Source organism: Variovorax paradoxus (genome assembly GCF_030815855.1).
GTDB classification, from domain to species: domain Bacteria; phylum Pseudomonadota; class Gammaproteobacteria; order Burkholderiales; family Burkholderiaceae_C; genus Variovorax; species Variovorax paradoxus_M.
Map to the genome: position 1 here is coordinate 3,993,375 of NZ_JAUSXG010000001.1, position 14,958 is coordinate 4,008,332.

The 14,958-nt window shown below is 65.6% G+C and carries 18 protein-coding genes; 4 read left to right on the forward strand and 14 right to left on the reverse strand.

The window, feature by feature from the left end:
* Positions 1-341: 341 nt before the first annotated feature.
* Complete coding sequence (locus QFZ42_RS19220) at positions 342-1,031, reverse strand: phosphatase PAP2 family protein (protein WP_307702487.1); 690 nt, start codon at positions 1,029-1,031, stop codon at positions 342-344.
* Between the two features lie 186 nt (positions 1,032-1,217).
* Between QFZ42_RS19220 and mscL the strand changes: the two genes are divergently transcribed.
* A complete protein-coding gene (gene mscL, locus QFZ42_RS19225) occupies positions 1,218-1,652 on the forward strand; it encodes a large conductance mechanosensitive channel protein MscL (protein ID WP_307702488.1) in 435 nt (144 codons plus the stop codon).
* Positions 1,653-1,673: 21 nt separating this feature from the next.
* Here the strand turns inward: mscL and pdxA are convergent, their stop codons facing one another.
* Genes pdxA through QFZ42_RS19240 form a run of 3 tightly spaced genes read right to left on the reverse strand, consistent with a single transcriptional unit; the run spans position 1,674 to position 4,851 of the window.
* Positions 1,674-2,741, reverse strand: coding sequence for a 4-hydroxythreonine-4-phosphate dehydrogenase PdxA (pdxA, locus tag QFZ42_RS19230; RefSeq protein ID WP_307702489.1), 1,068 nt, complete (start codon positions 2,739-2,741; stop codon positions 1,674-1,676).
* Positions 2,738-3,511 carry a Nif3-like dinuclear metal center hexameric protein gene (locus tag QFZ42_RS19235; protein ID WP_307702490.1) on the reverse strand — a complete coding sequence of 258 codons (774 nt, stop codon included), beginning with the start codon at positions 3,509-3,511 and terminating at the stop codon, positions 2,738-2,740. The genes pdxA and QFZ42_RS19235 overlap by 4 nt, the downstream gene beginning before the upstream one ends.
* Entirely contained in the window at positions 3,508-4,851 is a 1,344-nt protein-coding gene (locus QFZ42_RS19240) for an MFS transporter (RefSeq protein WP_307702491.1), read from the reverse strand. The genes QFZ42_RS19235 and QFZ42_RS19240 overlap by 4 nt, the downstream gene beginning before the upstream one ends.
* A 288-nt stretch (positions 4,852-5,139) precedes the next feature.
* Here QFZ42_RS19240 and QFZ42_RS19245 point away from each other — a divergent pair, with 288 nt between their 5' ends.
* On the forward strand, positions 5,140-6,300 hold the full coding sequence (locus tag QFZ42_RS19245; RefSeq protein ID WP_307702492.1) for a S1C family serine protease: 1,161 nt from the start codon (positions 5,140-5,142) through the stop codon (positions 6,298-6,300).
* Between the two features lie 135 nt (positions 6,301-6,435).
* Here the strand turns inward: QFZ42_RS19245 and tatC are convergent, their stop codons facing one another.
* From tatC to QFZ42_RS19290, 9 genes are all read right to left on the reverse strand, one after another.
* Positions 6,436-7,242 (reverse strand): twin-arginine translocase subunit TatC, encoded by an 807-nt coding sequence (tatC, locus tag QFZ42_RS19250; RefSeq protein WP_307702493.1) that lies wholly within the window; start codon positions 7,240-7,242, stop codon positions 6,436-6,438.
* A gap of 75 nt (positions 7,243-7,317) precedes the next feature.
* Positions 7,318-7,776 (reverse strand): Sec-independent protein translocase protein TatB, encoded by a 459-nt coding sequence (tatB, locus tag QFZ42_RS19255; RefSeq protein ID WP_307702494.1) that lies wholly within the window; start codon positions 7,774-7,776, stop codon positions 7,318-7,320.
* Between the two features lie 13 nt (positions 7,777-7,789).
* Positions 7,790-8,038, reverse strand: a complete 249-nt coding sequence (gene tatA / locus QFZ42_RS19260; RefSeq protein ID WP_307702495.1) for a Sec-independent protein translocase subunit TatA — start codon at positions 8,036-8,038, stop codon at positions 7,790-7,792.
* 62 nt (positions 8,039-8,100) lie between these two features.
* Positions 8,101-8,460, reverse strand: a complete 360-nt coding sequence (locus QFZ42_RS19265; RefSeq protein WP_307702496.1) for a histidine triad nucleotide-binding protein — start codon at positions 8,458-8,460, stop codon at positions 8,101-8,103.
* Positions 8,450-8,839, reverse strand: coding sequence for a DUF4870 family protein (locus tag QFZ42_RS19270; RefSeq protein ID WP_307702497.1), 390 nt, complete (start codon positions 8,837-8,839; stop codon positions 8,450-8,452). Before QFZ42_RS19270 ends, QFZ42_RS19265 begins: the two co-directional genes overlap by 11 nt.
* Before the next feature lie 13 nt (positions 8,840-8,852).
* The gene (locus tag QFZ42_RS19275) at positions 8,853-9,233 is read right to left on the reverse strand and encodes a phosphoribosyl-ATP diphosphatase (protein WP_307702498.1); all 381 of its coding nucleotides are present in this window, start codon (positions 9,231-9,233) and stop codon (positions 8,853-8,855) included.
* Positions 9,230-9,628 carry a phosphoribosyl-AMP cyclohydrolase gene (gene hisI / locus QFZ42_RS19280; RefSeq protein ID WP_307704270.1) on the reverse strand — a complete coding sequence of 133 codons (399 nt, stop codon included), beginning with the start codon at positions 9,626-9,628 and terminating at the stop codon, positions 9,230-9,232. The genes QFZ42_RS19275 and hisI overlap by 4 nt, the downstream gene beginning before the upstream one ends.
* Positions 9,629-9,657: 29 nt before the next feature.
* The gene (hisF, locus tag QFZ42_RS19285) at positions 9,658-10,437 is read right to left on the reverse strand and encodes an imidazole glycerol phosphate synthase subunit HisF (protein WP_307702499.1); all 780 of its coding nucleotides are present in this window, start codon (positions 10,435-10,437) and stop codon (positions 9,658-9,660) included.
* 21 nt (positions 10,438-10,458) lie between these two features.
* The gene (locus tag QFZ42_RS19290; RefSeq protein ID WP_307702500.1) at positions 10,459-11,295 is read right to left on the reverse strand and encodes a D-hexose-6-phosphate mutarotase; all 837 of its coding nucleotides are present in this window, start codon (positions 11,293-11,295) and stop codon (positions 10,459-10,461) included.
* Between the two features lie 189 nt (positions 11,296-11,484).
* Here QFZ42_RS19290 and QFZ42_RS19295 point away from each other — a divergent pair, with 189 nt between their 5' ends.
* Positions 11,485-12,792: a dicarboxylate/amino acid:cation symporter gene (locus QFZ42_RS19295; protein WP_307702501.1), complete on the forward strand. Its 1,308-nt coding sequence runs from the start codon at positions 11,485-11,487 to the stop codon at positions 12,790-12,792.
* Positions 12,793-12,800: 8 nt separating this feature from the next.
* Positions 12,801-13,721, forward strand: coding sequence for an amino acid ABC transporter substrate-binding protein (locus QFZ42_RS19300; protein ID WP_307702502.1), 921 nt, complete (start codon positions 12,801-12,803; stop codon positions 13,719-13,721).
* Positions 13,722-13,759: 38 nt separating this feature from the next.
* Here the strand turns inward: QFZ42_RS19300 and QFZ42_RS19305 are convergent, their stop codons facing one another.
* Complete coding sequence (locus tag QFZ42_RS19305; RefSeq protein WP_307702503.1) at positions 13,760-14,938, reverse strand: AAA family ATPase; 1,179 nt, start codon at positions 14,936-14,938, stop codon at positions 13,760-13,762.
* Positions 14,939-14,958: the final 20 nt, after the last annotated feature.

The window sequence follows — 14,958 nt, forward strand, 5'->3', positions numbered from 1 at the left end:
CCCGAGCCCAATCCGTATTTGGGCCGGGACCTTTTTGTCACGGTTCGTGAAAGCGGGCCTGCGCGTTGCCGTCAGGCGCACCGCGCGAATTGTCGCTGCCCGCGCATCACCTGTTTTCCGTTGAATAGACGAAAAAAATGTGTCTATCTGTGGAATATCCCGAGGTCGTGCAGGGGAATGTTCGACTGCAATGCCGAAGGGCGGTTCTTCATTGGGGAATGAAAACCTTCGGTGGACATGCAAAGCCGCTGCGCACGGTTTGCAAATGTGAACTATCAATTAACCATTAAACGGATCAATTGTGGCATCCAAGCGACAATTGGTGCGCATTGGCCGGTCGGCTAAAAGGTTTGCTCTTTTGTAAGCACCTGTGAATTCGATCCGGGTGCGCGGGCAGGTGCGCGGTTGTGCAGAAGATCGCTGCGCCTGTACGGGCGCTCGATGCCCGCCATCCAGGCGGCAACGGATTCAAGCGCGTACTGAGTGGGTGCGGGCCGCCCCACGGTGACGAACAACAACAACGGCACCACCACGCCCGCGGCAAGCCAGCGGGGCGTGCGCAATGACGCGATGGGCAGGCTGTTGCGCTGCAGCCAAACGAAGCTTGCGCTCACAACCGTGCCGAGCACCACGCCTGTCACCACTTCTGCGGTGGAGTGCACTTCAAGCGCCAGCCGCGACACTCCGATGGCGACGCCCCACGCCCATCCCGCGATGGCCGCCGCAATGCGCAAGAATGGTGCAAACCGCATCGCCACAAGCCAGAAGACAACCGTCCAGACGCTCGTTGCCAATGCGGTGTGTCCGCTAAAGCCGGTGAAATCGAACCGGGCGCTGCCGATTCCCCAGCCCAGAAAAGCCAGTTTGGACAACATCACGGCAAAGCCGCATCCACCGAATAAGAGCGCCCAATGCACCGCCGCCGGACGCGTGCTGCGGTGGACCGCCAGCCAAATTGCGATCCACAGTGCGGCGGGCAATAGAAAGCCGCTGTCACCGAGCCCGGTGACCATTAACCAGAAACTATTCATCGATTTAATTGGAATTGCGCCTTCTCGGTGCAGGGCCGGCGATTGATTCGTTATTGTTGAAGCCCCGGTCCGCCGGGGAACTCTTTCGGACTACAGCCACGTGTCGATCGAGTTCCAGGCGGGCGGATTGTTCCGCAGGCATACTCGCGGCATCTTCAACGCCCGTGCGCCCCGCACCTCAAAATCATGAGCGTCCTCAGTGAATTCAAGGAGTTTGCCGTCAAGGGCAATGTCATCGATCTCGCGGTGGGCGTGATCATTGGCGCTGCGTTCGGAAAGATCGTCGACTCGCTCGTGAGCGACATCATCATGCCGGTGGTCGGCGTGGTGTTCGGCAAGCTCGATTTCTCCAATCTGTTCCTGGTGCTGGGTGCCGCGCCGGCGGGCGTGGCGAACAACCTGGCCGACCTCAAGAAGGCGGGCGTGCCGGTGCTGGCCTATGGCAACTTCATCACCATCGCGGTCAACTTCCTGATCCTTGCCTTCATCATCTTCATGATGGTCAAGCAGATCAACAAGCTGCGCAAGGTCCATGCCGACGCGCCCGCGGCTCCGGTGGCACCGCCTGAAGACATCGCCCTGCTGCGCGAGATTCGCGACAGCCTGAAGAATCGTCCTTAGGCGCGCCGGGGGCTCCTCTCCTCAAGCCCCTGCCAGCGTTCTGGCCATGCGCAGGGCCTCGACGAGGCTCGAGGCGTCGGCCCGGCCGGTGCCCGCAATGTCGAAAGCGGTGCCGTGATCGGGGCTGGTGCGCACCAGCGGCAGGCCCAGCGTCACGTTCACGCCTTTCTCCACGCCGAGGTACTTGACCGGAATGAGCCCCTGGTCGTGGTACATCGCGACCACCACGTCGAACTCGCCGCTCCCGGGCGCGCCCGCCTTGGTGCGCGCGCGCATGAAGACCGTGTCGGGCGCATGCGGTCCGTCGGCATCGATGCCCTCGGCACGAGCTGCCGCAATGGCCGGCGCGATGATGTCGCGCTCTTCGGAGCCGAACAGGCCGCCCTCGCCCGCATGCGGATTGAGGCCGGCCACGCCGATGCGCGGCGCCCGTCCGAGCATGCGGTGCAGCGCGCGGTGGGTGATGCGCAGCGTCTCCAGCACGCCGCCGAAGCTCACGGCGGTGATGGCGTCGCGCAATGACATGTGGATGCTGACCAGCACGGTGCGCAGCTCGTCGTTGGCGAGCATCATGCGCACCGGCATGCCGTCCACCGCAAGGCCCGCATGGGCGGCGGCCTCGGCCTGCAGCAGTTCGGTGTGCCCGGGATACGGAAAGCCGGCCGCCGCCAGCGCTTCCTTGTGCAGCGGCGCCGTCACGAGGGCGGCGATGTCGCCCCGCAATGCGGCGCGCGCAGCCCAGACCGCGCAGTCGCCGGCCACGCGTCCGGCTTCGGCGCTGATGCGGCCGGGCACGATGTTCCGCGGCGGCGCCACCACCTGCAGCACGGGGATGCAACCCGGCGGGGCGTCGGCCGCTTCGGCCACGTGTTCGATTTCCGCTACCGGCCACGCCGGTTGCCCGGGCAGCGCCAGGGCCTGCGATGCGCGGCGCACCGTGGCCACGTCGCCGGCCACGAAGGCGCCGTGCGTGGCGTCGGGCGCCTGCTGGAAAGCCTTGACGATGATTTCCGGGCCGATGCCCGCAGGGTCGCCCAGCGTGATGGCGATGGGGGCGGCGACAGAAGCGAGGGGGGCCTGGCCGCTCATGCCGGATTGTCGATGTCGATGAACTCGTGCTTCAGCCCGAGCTGGGCCGCCACATGCGCGGCGACCGCCGGGGCGCCATAGCGTTCGGTGGCATGGTGGCCGCAGGCCAGAAAGGCGACGCCCATCTCGCGTGCGTAGTGAGCCTGGGGTTCCGAGATCTCGCCGGTGATGAAGGCATCGGCCCCGGCGGCAATGGCGGCCTCGAAGTAACCTTGGGCGCCGCCCGTGCACCACGCGATGTTCTTGATGGCTTTGTGGGCGGTATCGACCAGGGTCACGGGCCGCCCGAGAACCTTTTCGGCGTGCGCGGCGAGTTCCTTTGCGCTGGCAAAGCTCTCCCCGTTGTCGCGCGCGCCCAGGAAACCGAGCTCCTGGTCGCCAAAGCGCCCGGTCGAGCCGGCATGGGCCAGCAATCCGAGTTGCAGGCCGAGCTGGGCGTTGTTGCCGAGCTCGGGGTGCGCATCGAGCGGCAGGTGGTACGCGAACAGGTTGACGTCGTCGCCCAGCAGCAGGCCCAGGCGCTGCTTCATCCAGCCGGTGACGCAGGCGTCCTGCCCGCGCCAGAACAGGCCGTGATGGACAAAGATGGCGTCGGCCTCGGCGTGGATGGCGGCTTCGATGAGCGCGCGGCTCGCGGTCACGCCCGAGACGATCTTCCGCACCATGGTGCGGCCCTCGACCTGCAGGCCGTTGGGTCCGTAGTCCTTGAAGCGGGAGGGCGCAAGAAGCAGGTCGAAGGCGTGCAGCAATTCGTGGCGAGTGGTGCTCATCGCGACATTGTCGCGCTCCGTTCACCGCCGCGCATCGCATGGCCGCGTGCCGCCAGGGGCCACAGGGCCAGCACGAAGCCCAGGGCTGCCAGCACGGCCACGTAGTGCGCCGGTGCCATGGTGTCGTGCTGCAGCCAGACGGTGAGAATCACGGGCGTCAGTCCGCCGAACACCGCATACGACATGTTGTAGGCAAACGAAAGCCCGGTGAAACGCACCGGTGCCGGAAACGCGCGCACGCCGGCCATCGGCACCGTGGCGATGGTGCCCACGAACAAGCCCACCAGGCCGTAATGCCAGAACAGCGTGGCCGGCGTGCCGGGCAGCCCTGTGTAGAACAGATACGCCGTCACGAACAGTCCACCCCAGCCGATGAGCATGACGGCGCGCGTACCGATGCGGTCGCTGGCCCAGCCGACCAACACGCAGCCGATGGTCAGGGTCAGCGTGGCGAGCGCATTGGCTTCCAGCGCCAGCGCGGCCGGAATGTGGTGCACTTTCTGCAGGTAGGTGGGCGTGTACAGCACCACCACCACAATGGCGGCCGACAGCACCCAGGTCAGCAGCCCCACATAGACGCTCGCCGCGCGATGCTCGCGCAGCACCGTGCGCAGCGGCAGTTCGCGCGCCACGGTCTTGCGATCCGCCAGCTCCTTGAAGACCGGTGTCTCGTGCAGGAACCGGCGCAGGTACACCGAGACAAGCCCGAACACACCCCCCAGCACGAAGGGAATGCGCCAGGCGAAGCCGCTCACCTCGGCGGGCGGGTAGTAGCGGTTGATGGCCACGGCCACGAGCGAGCCCAGCAGAATGCCGCCCGTAATGCCGGAGGTCAGCGTGCCGATGCCGAAGCCGTAGCGCTGCGCCGGCACATGCTCGCCGACGAACACCCACGCGCCGGGCATTTCGCCGCCGATGGCCGCGCCCTGCAGCACGCGCATCGCCAGCAGCAGCAGCGGCGCCGCGATGCCGATGCTCGCGTAAGTGGGCAGCAGGCCGATGACCAGCGTCGGCGCCGCCATCAGGAAGATCGAGAGCGTGAACATGCGCTTGCGGCCGAGCAGGTCGCCGAAGTGCGCAATGACGATGCCGCCCACCGGCCGGGCCAGGTAGCCGGCGGCGAAGATGCCGAAAGTCTGCAGTTGCCGCAGCCAGTCGGGCATGTCGGCCGGAAAGAAAAGCGCGCCCAGGACGGTGGCGAAGAAAACGTAGATGACGAAGTCGTAGAACTCCAGCGTTCCGCCGAGAGCGGACAGGGCCAGGGTCTTGTAGTCGCGCGCGTCGAGCGTGCGGGCCGGAACCGGCTGGGCGCCGTCCGGAGAAATTGCGTGAGAGGTCATGGCTGGCAGGGAGGTCATTGCCGCGCACCGGGTCGCAGAAGGGATTGAAAGCGGAAGGCAGCGCGCCGGCGAAACACCTGGCCGCGTCCGCCGGGTGGGCGATTGCGGAAGGCCGGAGTTCGGAGCCGGGTGGGCTCGCTTCACGATGCTACGGGTTATCCCTTATTGGCGCATGTGACCTTTGTCAATCTCGACCGGGCGGCGCGGTTTCTGCCGAACGGGGCTTGAGGGACAATCGGCCCATAGCGCCGCACTGGACGCGGCGTGCTTATCCGTTCACAAGATTCCATGAAACGCACCTGGCTGCTCTTTGCCCAAGCCGTGACCGTCCTGTTGGCGGCCTACTTCGTCGTTGCCACCCTCAAGCCCGAGTGGATCAACCGGCGCGCCACCTCGCTGGGCGGCGTGGTGTCGGTCGTCCAGGCACCGGCCGGCACGGCCGCGATAGCAGCCCCCGGGAGCCTGAGCGCGGCGGCGAAGAAGGCTTCGCCCGCGGTCGTCAGCATCAACACCAGCAAGGCGGCGCAGCGCCATCCGCGCAGCAACGACCCGTGGTTCCGGTTTTTCTTCGGCGACCAGGGCGATCAGCCCCAGGTCGGCCTGGGCAGCGGCGTGATCGTGAGCTCCGACGGCTACGTACTGACCAACAACCACGTGGTCGAGGGCGCGGACGAAATCGAGATCACGCTCAACGACAGCCGCCACACGCGCGGCAAGGTGATCGGCACCGACCCGGACACCGACCTGGCCGTGCTCAAGATCGAAATGGACAAGCTCCCCGCCATCGTGCTGGGCAATTCCGACGAGCTCCAGGTGGGCGACCAGGTGCTGGCCATCGGCAACCCGTTCGGCGTGGGCCAGACGGTCACCAGCGGCATCGTCTCGGCGCTCGGACGCAACCAGCTGGGCATCAACAACTTCGAGAATTTCATCCAGACCGATGCCGCCATCAACCCGGGCAACTCGGGCGGCGCGCTGATCGACGTCAACGGCAACCTGCAGGGCATCAACACCGCCATCTACTCGCGCTCGGGCGGCAGCATGGGCATCGGTTTCGCCATTCCGGTCTCGATGGCCAAGATCGTGCTCGAAGGCATCGTGAAGGAAGGCCAGGTGCGCCGCGGCTGGATCGGCGTCGAGCCGAACGAGCTCTCGCCGGAACTGGCCGAGACGTTCGGCGTGAAGGCCGATACCGGCGTCATCATCACCGGCGTGCTCCAGAACGGACCCGCAGCCAAGGCCGGCATCCGTCCGGGCGACGTGATCACTTCGGTGGGCGAAAAGAAGACCGACAACGTGCAGGCCCTGCTGACCGCGGTGGCCGGACTCAAGCCGGGCAGCACCGCACGCTTTGCGCTGCAGCGCGGCACCGACAAGATGGAACTGGACGTGACGCCGGGCTTGCGGCCCAAGAGCCCGGTGCGGCAGGTGCCCAACCAGCCCGAGTAGGTATCGGAGCAGCCCATACCGGGCAACCTCTTCGCCAGAAACACCGCGGAACCGGCTTTGCCGGGCCGCTGGTGTGGCCCCCGGAAGGGGGTTGGCGAAGCGACACGAAGTGCGCGAAGACTGGGGGTGAGCCAGTTACGCCGATGAATCGGCGCTTTCTTCTTCCTCTTCGGTCTTCTTGCCGCTCGCGAAGTAGCGCGCGCCGATGATGCCCACCTCGTAGAGCAGGCACATCGGCACCGCCAGCGCAAGCTGCGACACCACGTCGGGCGGCGTGAGCACCGCCGCCACCACGAAGGCCACCACGATGAAGTAGCCGCGGAAGGACTTCAGCTTTTCGATGGTCACCATCTCGAACTTCACCAGCAGCATCACGACGATCGGCACCTGGAACGCCACGCCGAACGCGATGTAGAGCGACAAGATGGCCTCCACGTACGACGAGATGTCAGGCGTGGCATTCACGCTCGGCGGCGTGAATTTCTGAATGAAGCCGAACATCTTGTCGAGCACGAAGAACTGCACGAAGCCGATGCCGACGTAGGCCAGCAGGCTGCCGAACAAGATCAGCGGCAGCGCGAACCTCTTTTCATGACTATAGAGCCCCGGCGCCACGAACATCCAGATTTGGTACATGAGCCAGGGCAGCGCCAACAGCACGGCCGTCATGCCCAGCACCTTCAGCGGCACGAAGAAGGGAGAGAACACACCCACCGCGATGAGCTTGGCGCCCGGCGGCATGTGGGCCTGGATCGGCACGGCGATGAGATCGATCAGCCCGCCCGGGCCGGGCCAGATGGCCAGCAGCACGCCCGCGACCACGAGTCCGTAGACGCAATAGAGCAGGCGGTCGCGCAGCTCGACCAGATGCTGCACGAACGGCTGTTCGGTGCCCGCCAACTCGTCTTCTGCGTCTTTGTTCTTGTTGTCGGAATCGGCCATTGGAAGGAAAAGGAGCAGGAGAAAGCGTGGCTTCGGCCGGCGTGCGGCGCACGAGGACGCGGGAAGTGAAAGCCGCTAGTTGATCTTGTGCGGGCGGAAACGGGCGACGCGCGCGGCACCCGACAGCGCCTTGGTGCGCACGCCGTTGCGGGCCTTGTACCACTGCGGCGTGGCGCCCTGCTTCAGACGCCAGTTCTTGCGCGGGTGCCTGTATTCAGGCACCGAAGGCTCGGGTTCGGCCAGGGCCGAGAGGGTTTCGCCCGAGCCGGAGAACTGCTTTTCGAGATCGGTCGCGCCGGTATGAATGCTGTGCTCGACATCGCGCGCCGCATCCTCCACGGTGGTTTTCATCTTGCGCAGCTCTTCGAGTTCCATCGAGCGATTGACCTCGGCCTTGACGTCGTTCACGTAGCGCTGCGCCTTGCCTAGCAAGGTGCCGACCGTACGCGCCACCCGGGGCAGCTTTTCCGGGCCGATGACGATCAGCGCCACGACGCCGATCAGCGCCAGCTTCTCAATACCGAGGTCGAGCACTTAGGACCCGCGCTCAGGACTTCTGACGCGCTTCGACGTCGATCGCCGACTTGTCGCTGTTGGCCGGCTGGCCGGTCACCTGGGCAGCGGGGGCCGACGAAGCAGCGGATGCGTCGGTGGTGCCGCCTTCCTTCATGCCGTCCTTGAAGCCCTTGACGGCGCCGCCGAGGTCGGAACCCATGTTCCGCAGCTTCTTGGTGCCGAAGATCATGACCACGACGAGCAGCACGATCAGCCAGTGCCAGATTGAAAATGAACCCATGGAAGACTCCTAAGAATGTGTCCGATTTTAGTCGGGCTAAATGTGACAGTTTGGCCTAATGTTCAGCCGCGAAGCCATGGCCGGGGACCGCCCATGACATGGACATGGAGATGGTGAACTTCCTGTCCGCCCTCGGTGCCCGTGTTGATGACGACGCGCCAGCCGCCTTCGGGATAGGGCCTGCAGCCCTGCTCCAGCGCCAGCTTCGGGGCCAGCGTCATGATCTTGCCCATCAGCGCGGCGTCGTCGGGCGTGAGCTGCGCCATCGAGGCGATGTGCTTCTTGGGCACCAGCATGAAATGCACCGGCGCCCAGGGCGAGATGTCGTGAAAACCGAACAGTTCGTCGTCTTCGTAGACCTTGCGCGAGGGGATCTTGCCTTCGATGATTTTGCAGAAGACGCAGTTCGGATCAGATGACATCTTTGGGTTCCATGGGGCGGCTGGCGTTCATGCGGATCATGCCCTTCACGATCCGGTAGAGAAACCACAGCGAAATCAGGCTCCAGGCGATCCAGCCCGGCACCAGAAACAGCAGCCAGAGCCATGACGTGACCACGTACAGCAGGCCGGCCCACAGCACCGACCGGATGCGCCAGCTGAAATGCGACGCCTGCCAAGTGCCGGCGGCGTCGTCGCGCTTGACGAAATCGATCACCAGCGCCAGCAGCAAGAGGAGCACCGAAGCTTGTGCGCCCGGCAGGACCGCGCCGACGGCCACGATCAGGTGCAGGACATAGCTGACCCAACCCCAGGTCTTGAGGGAGTCGTCGGGTTCCACGTTCACGATGTCGTTGGCCATTGGAGATGTCCTTTCAATCGTTGGATGCCTCGCGGGCCTGCGCCTTGCGCAGGGCTTTTTCCTCGATGCCGCTGGTGCCCTCGCGGCGCTCGAGCTCCGCAATCACCTCACTGGGCGAGAAACCGTAGTGCGCCAGCGCCACCATGGTGTGGAACCACAAATCGGCCACTTCGTTCACTATTTTCGTGCGGTCGCCGCCATGGTCGGCGTCCTTGGCAGCCATGACGACCTCGGTGGCTTCCTCGCCGATCTTCTTGAGAAAGGCATCAGGCCCCTTGTGCAGCAGGCGCGCCACGTAGCTCTTGTCGGGATCGCCGCCGCGTGCGGGCAGGCGGCTTTCGATGACGGCAGCCAGACGTGCGAGAGCGTCGGCGGTGTTCACTGTGGCCGTCATTTGTAGATCGACTCCGGGTCTTTCAAGACCGGCTCGACCGCGTTCCAACGGCCGTTTTCGTATTTGCTGAAGAAGCAGCTGTGGCGGCCGGTGTGGCAGGCAATGCCGGGCTCGTGGCCCAGCTGGGTGACCTTGAGCAGCACGACGTCGTTGTCGCAGTCGAGGCGGATTTCGTGGACCGTCTGCACATGGCCCGATTCCTCGCCCTTGAACCACAGCTTGGCGCGCGATCGGCTGAAATAGACGGCGCGGCCCAGCTCGGCGGTCTTCTCGAGCGCCTCGCGGTTCATCCAGGCGAACATCAGCACGTCGTTGCTGCCTTGTTCCTGCGCGATCACGGGCACCAGGCCGTTCGCGTCCCATTTCACTTCGTCAAGCCAATTCATGGCAGGTATTGTCCCACCCCGGGCGGCCGGGAAGCGGATCACATCCGAACGGGAATGCCCCGCGCGGCCATGCGGGCTTTCGCCTCGCCGACCGTGTGTTCGCCGTAGTGGAAGATGCTGGCGGCCAGCACCGCGTCGGCGCCGCCGCTCTGGATGCCGTCGGCCAGGTCGTCGAGATTGCCCACCCCGCCCGATGCGATGACCGGCACGTTGACGGCGTCGCTCACCGCACGGGTGAGCTCGAGGTCGAAGCCGCTCTTGGTGCCGTCGCGGTCCATGCTTGTGAGCAGGATTTCGCCGGCGCCACGACGCACCATCTCGGTCGCCCATGCCACGGCGTCGAGGCCGGTGTTCTTGCGGCCGCCATGGCTGTACACATCCCAGCCCGCGCCACGCGTAGCGGCTTCTTCGGGGCCGCGGCGCTTGGCGTCGATGGCGACCACGATGCATTGCGAGCCGTATTTCTGCGACGCGTCCTCGATTACCTTCGGATCGGCGATGGCCGCCGAGTTGAAGCTGGTCTTGTCGGCGCCCGCGTTGAGCAGCCGGCGCACATCGGCCACGGTGCGCACGCCGCCGCCCACCGTCAGCGGAATGAAGACCTGCGAGGCCACCGCCTCGATGATCGGCAGGATCAGGTCGCGGCCGTCGCTGGTGGCCGTGATGTCGAGAAAAGTGAGTTCGTCGGCGCCCTGCGCGTTGTAGCGCGCGGCGATTTCGACCGGATCGCCGGCATCGCGCAGCTCGAGAAAGTTGACGCCCTTGACCACGCGGCCGCCGGTAACGTCGAGACAGGGAATGATGCGTTTTGCGAGCATGGTCGGTCGTAAGAAGAAAAATCAGAGCACGCGAAGCTGCTGCCAGCCCTGCCACTGGGCACCGGGCAACAGCAGCACCTGCTCGTCGATGCGCGCGGCCTCGACGCACAGCATGTGCCGGTAGCCGTCTTCCGGCATGTCGGCGAGTTTCGCACCCAGCGCGGCGCCCGGGTTCCAGACCACGGTTTCGCTGCAGCTCGCGCTTTGCGAAATTTCGAGCGTGCCGCTCGGCTGCACCAGGCGCAGCGGCTTGGCCGGAGCGGCATAGACACTGTCGAACTCGGCATCGAAGCGCAGCGCCGGCGCCGTTTCCACGTGGCGGTCGTCGCGCAGCGAATCCCAGCGGTTGGCGCCTTGCAGCCCCTCCAGGCGCACTTCGGCAATGTCGTCGACGCGCAGGTAGGTGTGCAGCGCCGCCGCAAAGCTGAATGGCGCATGGTCGACATTGAGCAGCGTCAGCGCGGCGCGAAGCCGTCCCGGGCCCATGCCGACCTGCAGCCGTGCCTCGAAAGCGTGCGGCCAGAGCTTGCGCGTGGCCTCGCTGTCGCGCAGCCGCAAGGTCAGTTCGCCCGAAGTGGCGTCGATGCCCCGGTTTTCCCAAGGCAGATTGCGCATGAAACCATGCTTGGGCAACATGCCGCGCTGGTTGAACTGGGGGCAGCAAATGGGCACGCCCCCGCGGATTGCCGCCGCCCCGTCGAACACGGCGCGCGGGCTCAGATAGAGCCGCTCGGCCCCGTCGGCCGTGGTCCAGGAAAGCAGCTGCGCCCCGTGTAGAGCCACGGTGAAGGCACTGCCGTCGCCGCCGGTGGCACGAAGCGCCGGCTGGCCGCGAAACTCGATCGAGCAGATGTCCATTGGAGAATTGTAGGCAGCGAAATTCCGTGGCACGAAATTGGCATTGGAGACTTAAGACTTCATCACCGCCGCGCCGGTGCCGGTTGCACGCAGGGGACCTTCTTGGATACCCTCTGCCTGCCGCACAAGGAGAGGGTGGCGGCCGATGCGCTCGCGCCCCAAAACCACACACACGTCAAAGGGACAACCATGAGAAAGAAACTGCCGGCCGCCGCCTGGATCCTGATTGCCATGGTGCTCGGCATTCTCGTCGGCTACATGATCTTCGCGAGCTTCCCTGACAAGAAGGCTGCCGCGCAGATCGCGGGCTATGTCTCGATCGTGTCGGACGTGTTTCTGCGTCTCATCAAGATGCTGATCGGGCCGCTGGTGTTCTCCACCCTGGTGGTGGGCATCGCGCACATGGGCGATGCGAAGTCGGTGGGCCGCGTGTTCGGCAAGTCGCTCGGATGGTTTTTCACGGCATCGCTGATCTCGCTGGTCATCGGCCTCGTGATGGCCAATCTCTTGAAGCCTGGCGAGAACCTCGGGCTTCCGCTGCCGGACATCGGCTCTTCGGCCAACCTGGCCACTGCGAAGTTCACGCTCAAGGACTTCGTGAGCCACATGGTTCCGAAGTCTTTCGCCGAGGCGATGGCCAACAACGAGATCCTGCAGATCGTGGTGTTCTCGATGTTCTTCGGCGTGGCGCTCGCCTCGCTCGGCGACAAGGCCAAGACGCTGGTGGCCGCCATCGACGAACTCTCGCACGCGATGCTCAAGATCACGGGCTACGTGATGAAGCTGGCGCCCCTCGCGGTGATGGCCGCCATGGCCGCCACGGTTGCGACGAACGGCCTGGGCATCCTGCTCAAGTTCGCCGTTTTCATGGGCGACTTCTACCTGGGCCTTTTCGTGCTGTGGGGCGTGCTGATCTTCGCGGGCTTTGCCTTCCTGGGCCCGCGCGTCTTCAAGCTGCTGGTGCTCATCAAGGAGGCCTTTCTGCTTTCGTTCGCCACGGCGAGTTCGGAAGCGGCCTACCCGAAGATCCTGCAGGCGCTCGACCGTTTCGGCGTGAAGCGCAAGATCTCGAGCTTCGTGATGCCCATGGGCTATTCGTTCAATCTCGACGGCTCGATGATGTACTGCACCTTTGCGGTGCTGTTCATCGCGCAGGCCTACGACATCCACATGCCGCTCAGCACGCAGATCACCATGCTGCTGATCCTGATGCTCACCTCCAAGGGCATGGCGGGCGTGCCGCGCGCCTCGCTGGTGGTGATTGCCGCCACACTCAACCACTTCGACATTCCCGAGGCCGGCTTGCTGCTGATCCTGGGCGTCGACACCTTCCTCGACATGGGGCGCTCGGCCACGAACGCGGTGGGCAACTCCATCGCCACCGCCGTGGTGGCCAAGTGGGAAGGCGAGCTGCTCTCCGAGAGCGACGCAGCGGTGAACGCCAAGGCGCTGGACGATGAAGCCGCCGCCACGCTCGCCCATCCGGCCCACGCGTGAGGCGCGCCATGAAGCTCAAGGTCGCGCTGCCGGTTCTCATTGCCGGCCTGCTGGCGGCCGCCGCGCTTGTCGCCGCAGCCCCGGCGCGGGCGCAGCAGCAAGCCCCCGAGACATTGACCGGCACCCTCGCCAAGGCGCGCCAGACCGGTGCCATCACCATCGGCTACCGCGAATCGTCGGTGCCGTTTTCTTTTCTCAATGCACGCAACGAACCGATCGGCTATTCGATCGAGCTCTGCCGCGCCTTGGTCACGGCCATCGAGGACGCGGTGAACAAGAGCCTCGCGATCAAGTGGGTGCCGGTGACCTCCGATTCGCGCATCGGCGCGGTCGAGAGCGGCGCGGTCGATCTCGAGTGCGGCTCGACCACCAACAACCTCGAGCGGCAGAAGCGCGTGAGCTTCTCGCCGACGATGTTCGTCTCGGGCACCAAGGTGCTGGTGAAGAAGGGTTCGCCGATCAAGTCGTTTCGCGACCTGGCCGGCAAGCGGGTCGCTGTGACTGCTGGCACCACCAACGAGAAGACGCTGCGCGAGCTTTCGCAGAAGTTCAGGCTCGGGATCGATCTGGTGGTGGCGCGCGACCACGCCGATTCATTCGGGCTCGTGAAGAGCGGCCAGGCCGATGCCTTTGCCACCGACGACGTGCTGCTCTACGGCCTGATCGCACGGGACGCCGCCAAGGCCGAGTACGAAGTGGTCGGCGACTATCTCTCCTACGACCCCTACGGCATCATGTACCGCAAGGGCGATGCGCAGCTGGCCAAGGTGATCAACGACACCTTCCAGGTGTTGGCCGAGGACGGCGAAATCGAGCGCCAGTACAAACGCTGGTTCCTGCGCAAGCTGCCGACGGGGGAGAGCATCAACCTGCCGATGAGCGCGCAGCTCGAAGCGATCATCCAGACGATGTCGGTGAAGGCGGAGTAGCCGGGCCGGCGGCGCGAGTGAAAACGGGACCCAGGCGGTCAGCGCGCCGGCCACGCCCAATGCGGTATCTCGCTCATGTCGAGGTTGGCGATGCGGGTTTCGCCGAGGCGCTTTTCGAGCACCACCGGTTGCAGGTCGTCGCTGTCTTCGAGCGCGGCGATCAGCCGCGCTGCATGCGACACCGCGATGACCTGCGATTCGCGCGCGGCCTGCGCGATGAGCCGGCCCAGCGCCGGCAGCAGGTCGGGGTGCAGGCTGGTCTCGGGCTCGTTGAGCACCAGCAGCGCGGGCGGACGGGGCGTGAGAAGCGCGGCGATCCAGAGCAGATAGCGCAAGGTGCCGTCGGAGAGTTCCGCCGCGGTCAGGGGCCGCAGCAGGCCGTGCTGGTGCATCAGTGTTTCGAAACGGTCTTCGTTGACCCGCACTTCGACACGGGCGCCTGGAAACGCATCGTCGACGGCACGGTCGAGTGCGTCGTTGTCGCCGATTTCGCGGATGGTCTGCAGCGCGGCGGCCAGGTCGGAGCCGTCGTTGGCGAGCACCGGCGTGTAGGTGCCGAGCTGCGGCTGGCGCGCGGGCGCATCGGCATCGGAGCGGAAGTGGTCGTAGAAGCGCCAGGAGCGCATCTGCTCGCGCAGCGTGAGCATCTCGGGCGCGGCGTGCGGGTCGGCGTACTCGGTCATCATGCTGGCGAAATGGGCGATGGGCCGGCCTACGGGCTCCCAGCTTCCGCTGCGCTCGCCGCGCAGCCGCAGCGAGGCTCCCTTGCGGTCGACCAGTTGCGTGGCAGGCCGCAGCACCGGGCCGCTCCAGATGGCCTCGCGCTTGATTTCCGGGTCGCGCGAAAAGGCCGTCGGCGGCACCGGCGGCGGCAAGCCGATGTCGATGGCGTAGCCGAAGTCGTCCGCTTCGACACCCGAGAAGCCGAGCCGCAGATTCACCGGCTCGTTGCGCACGGTGCCCTGCACCGGCGCGTCGCCGCGCAGCATGGCGGCCGAAAAGCGCTCAGGACCGGCCCAGAGGGTGGAAGAGAGCCCGCCTTCGCGCACCAGCGAACGGATCACGCCGCCGTTGGCAATGTCGGCCAGGAGCCGCATCGCGCGGTACACGCTGGACTTGCCGCTGCCGTTGGGCCCGGTCACAACCGTGAGCCGCCCGAGCGGCACCGTCAGCTGGCGCAGCGACCGGTAATTGGCAATGGCAAGCGCGGAGAGCACGCCGCGCTATGCGAAGTGGC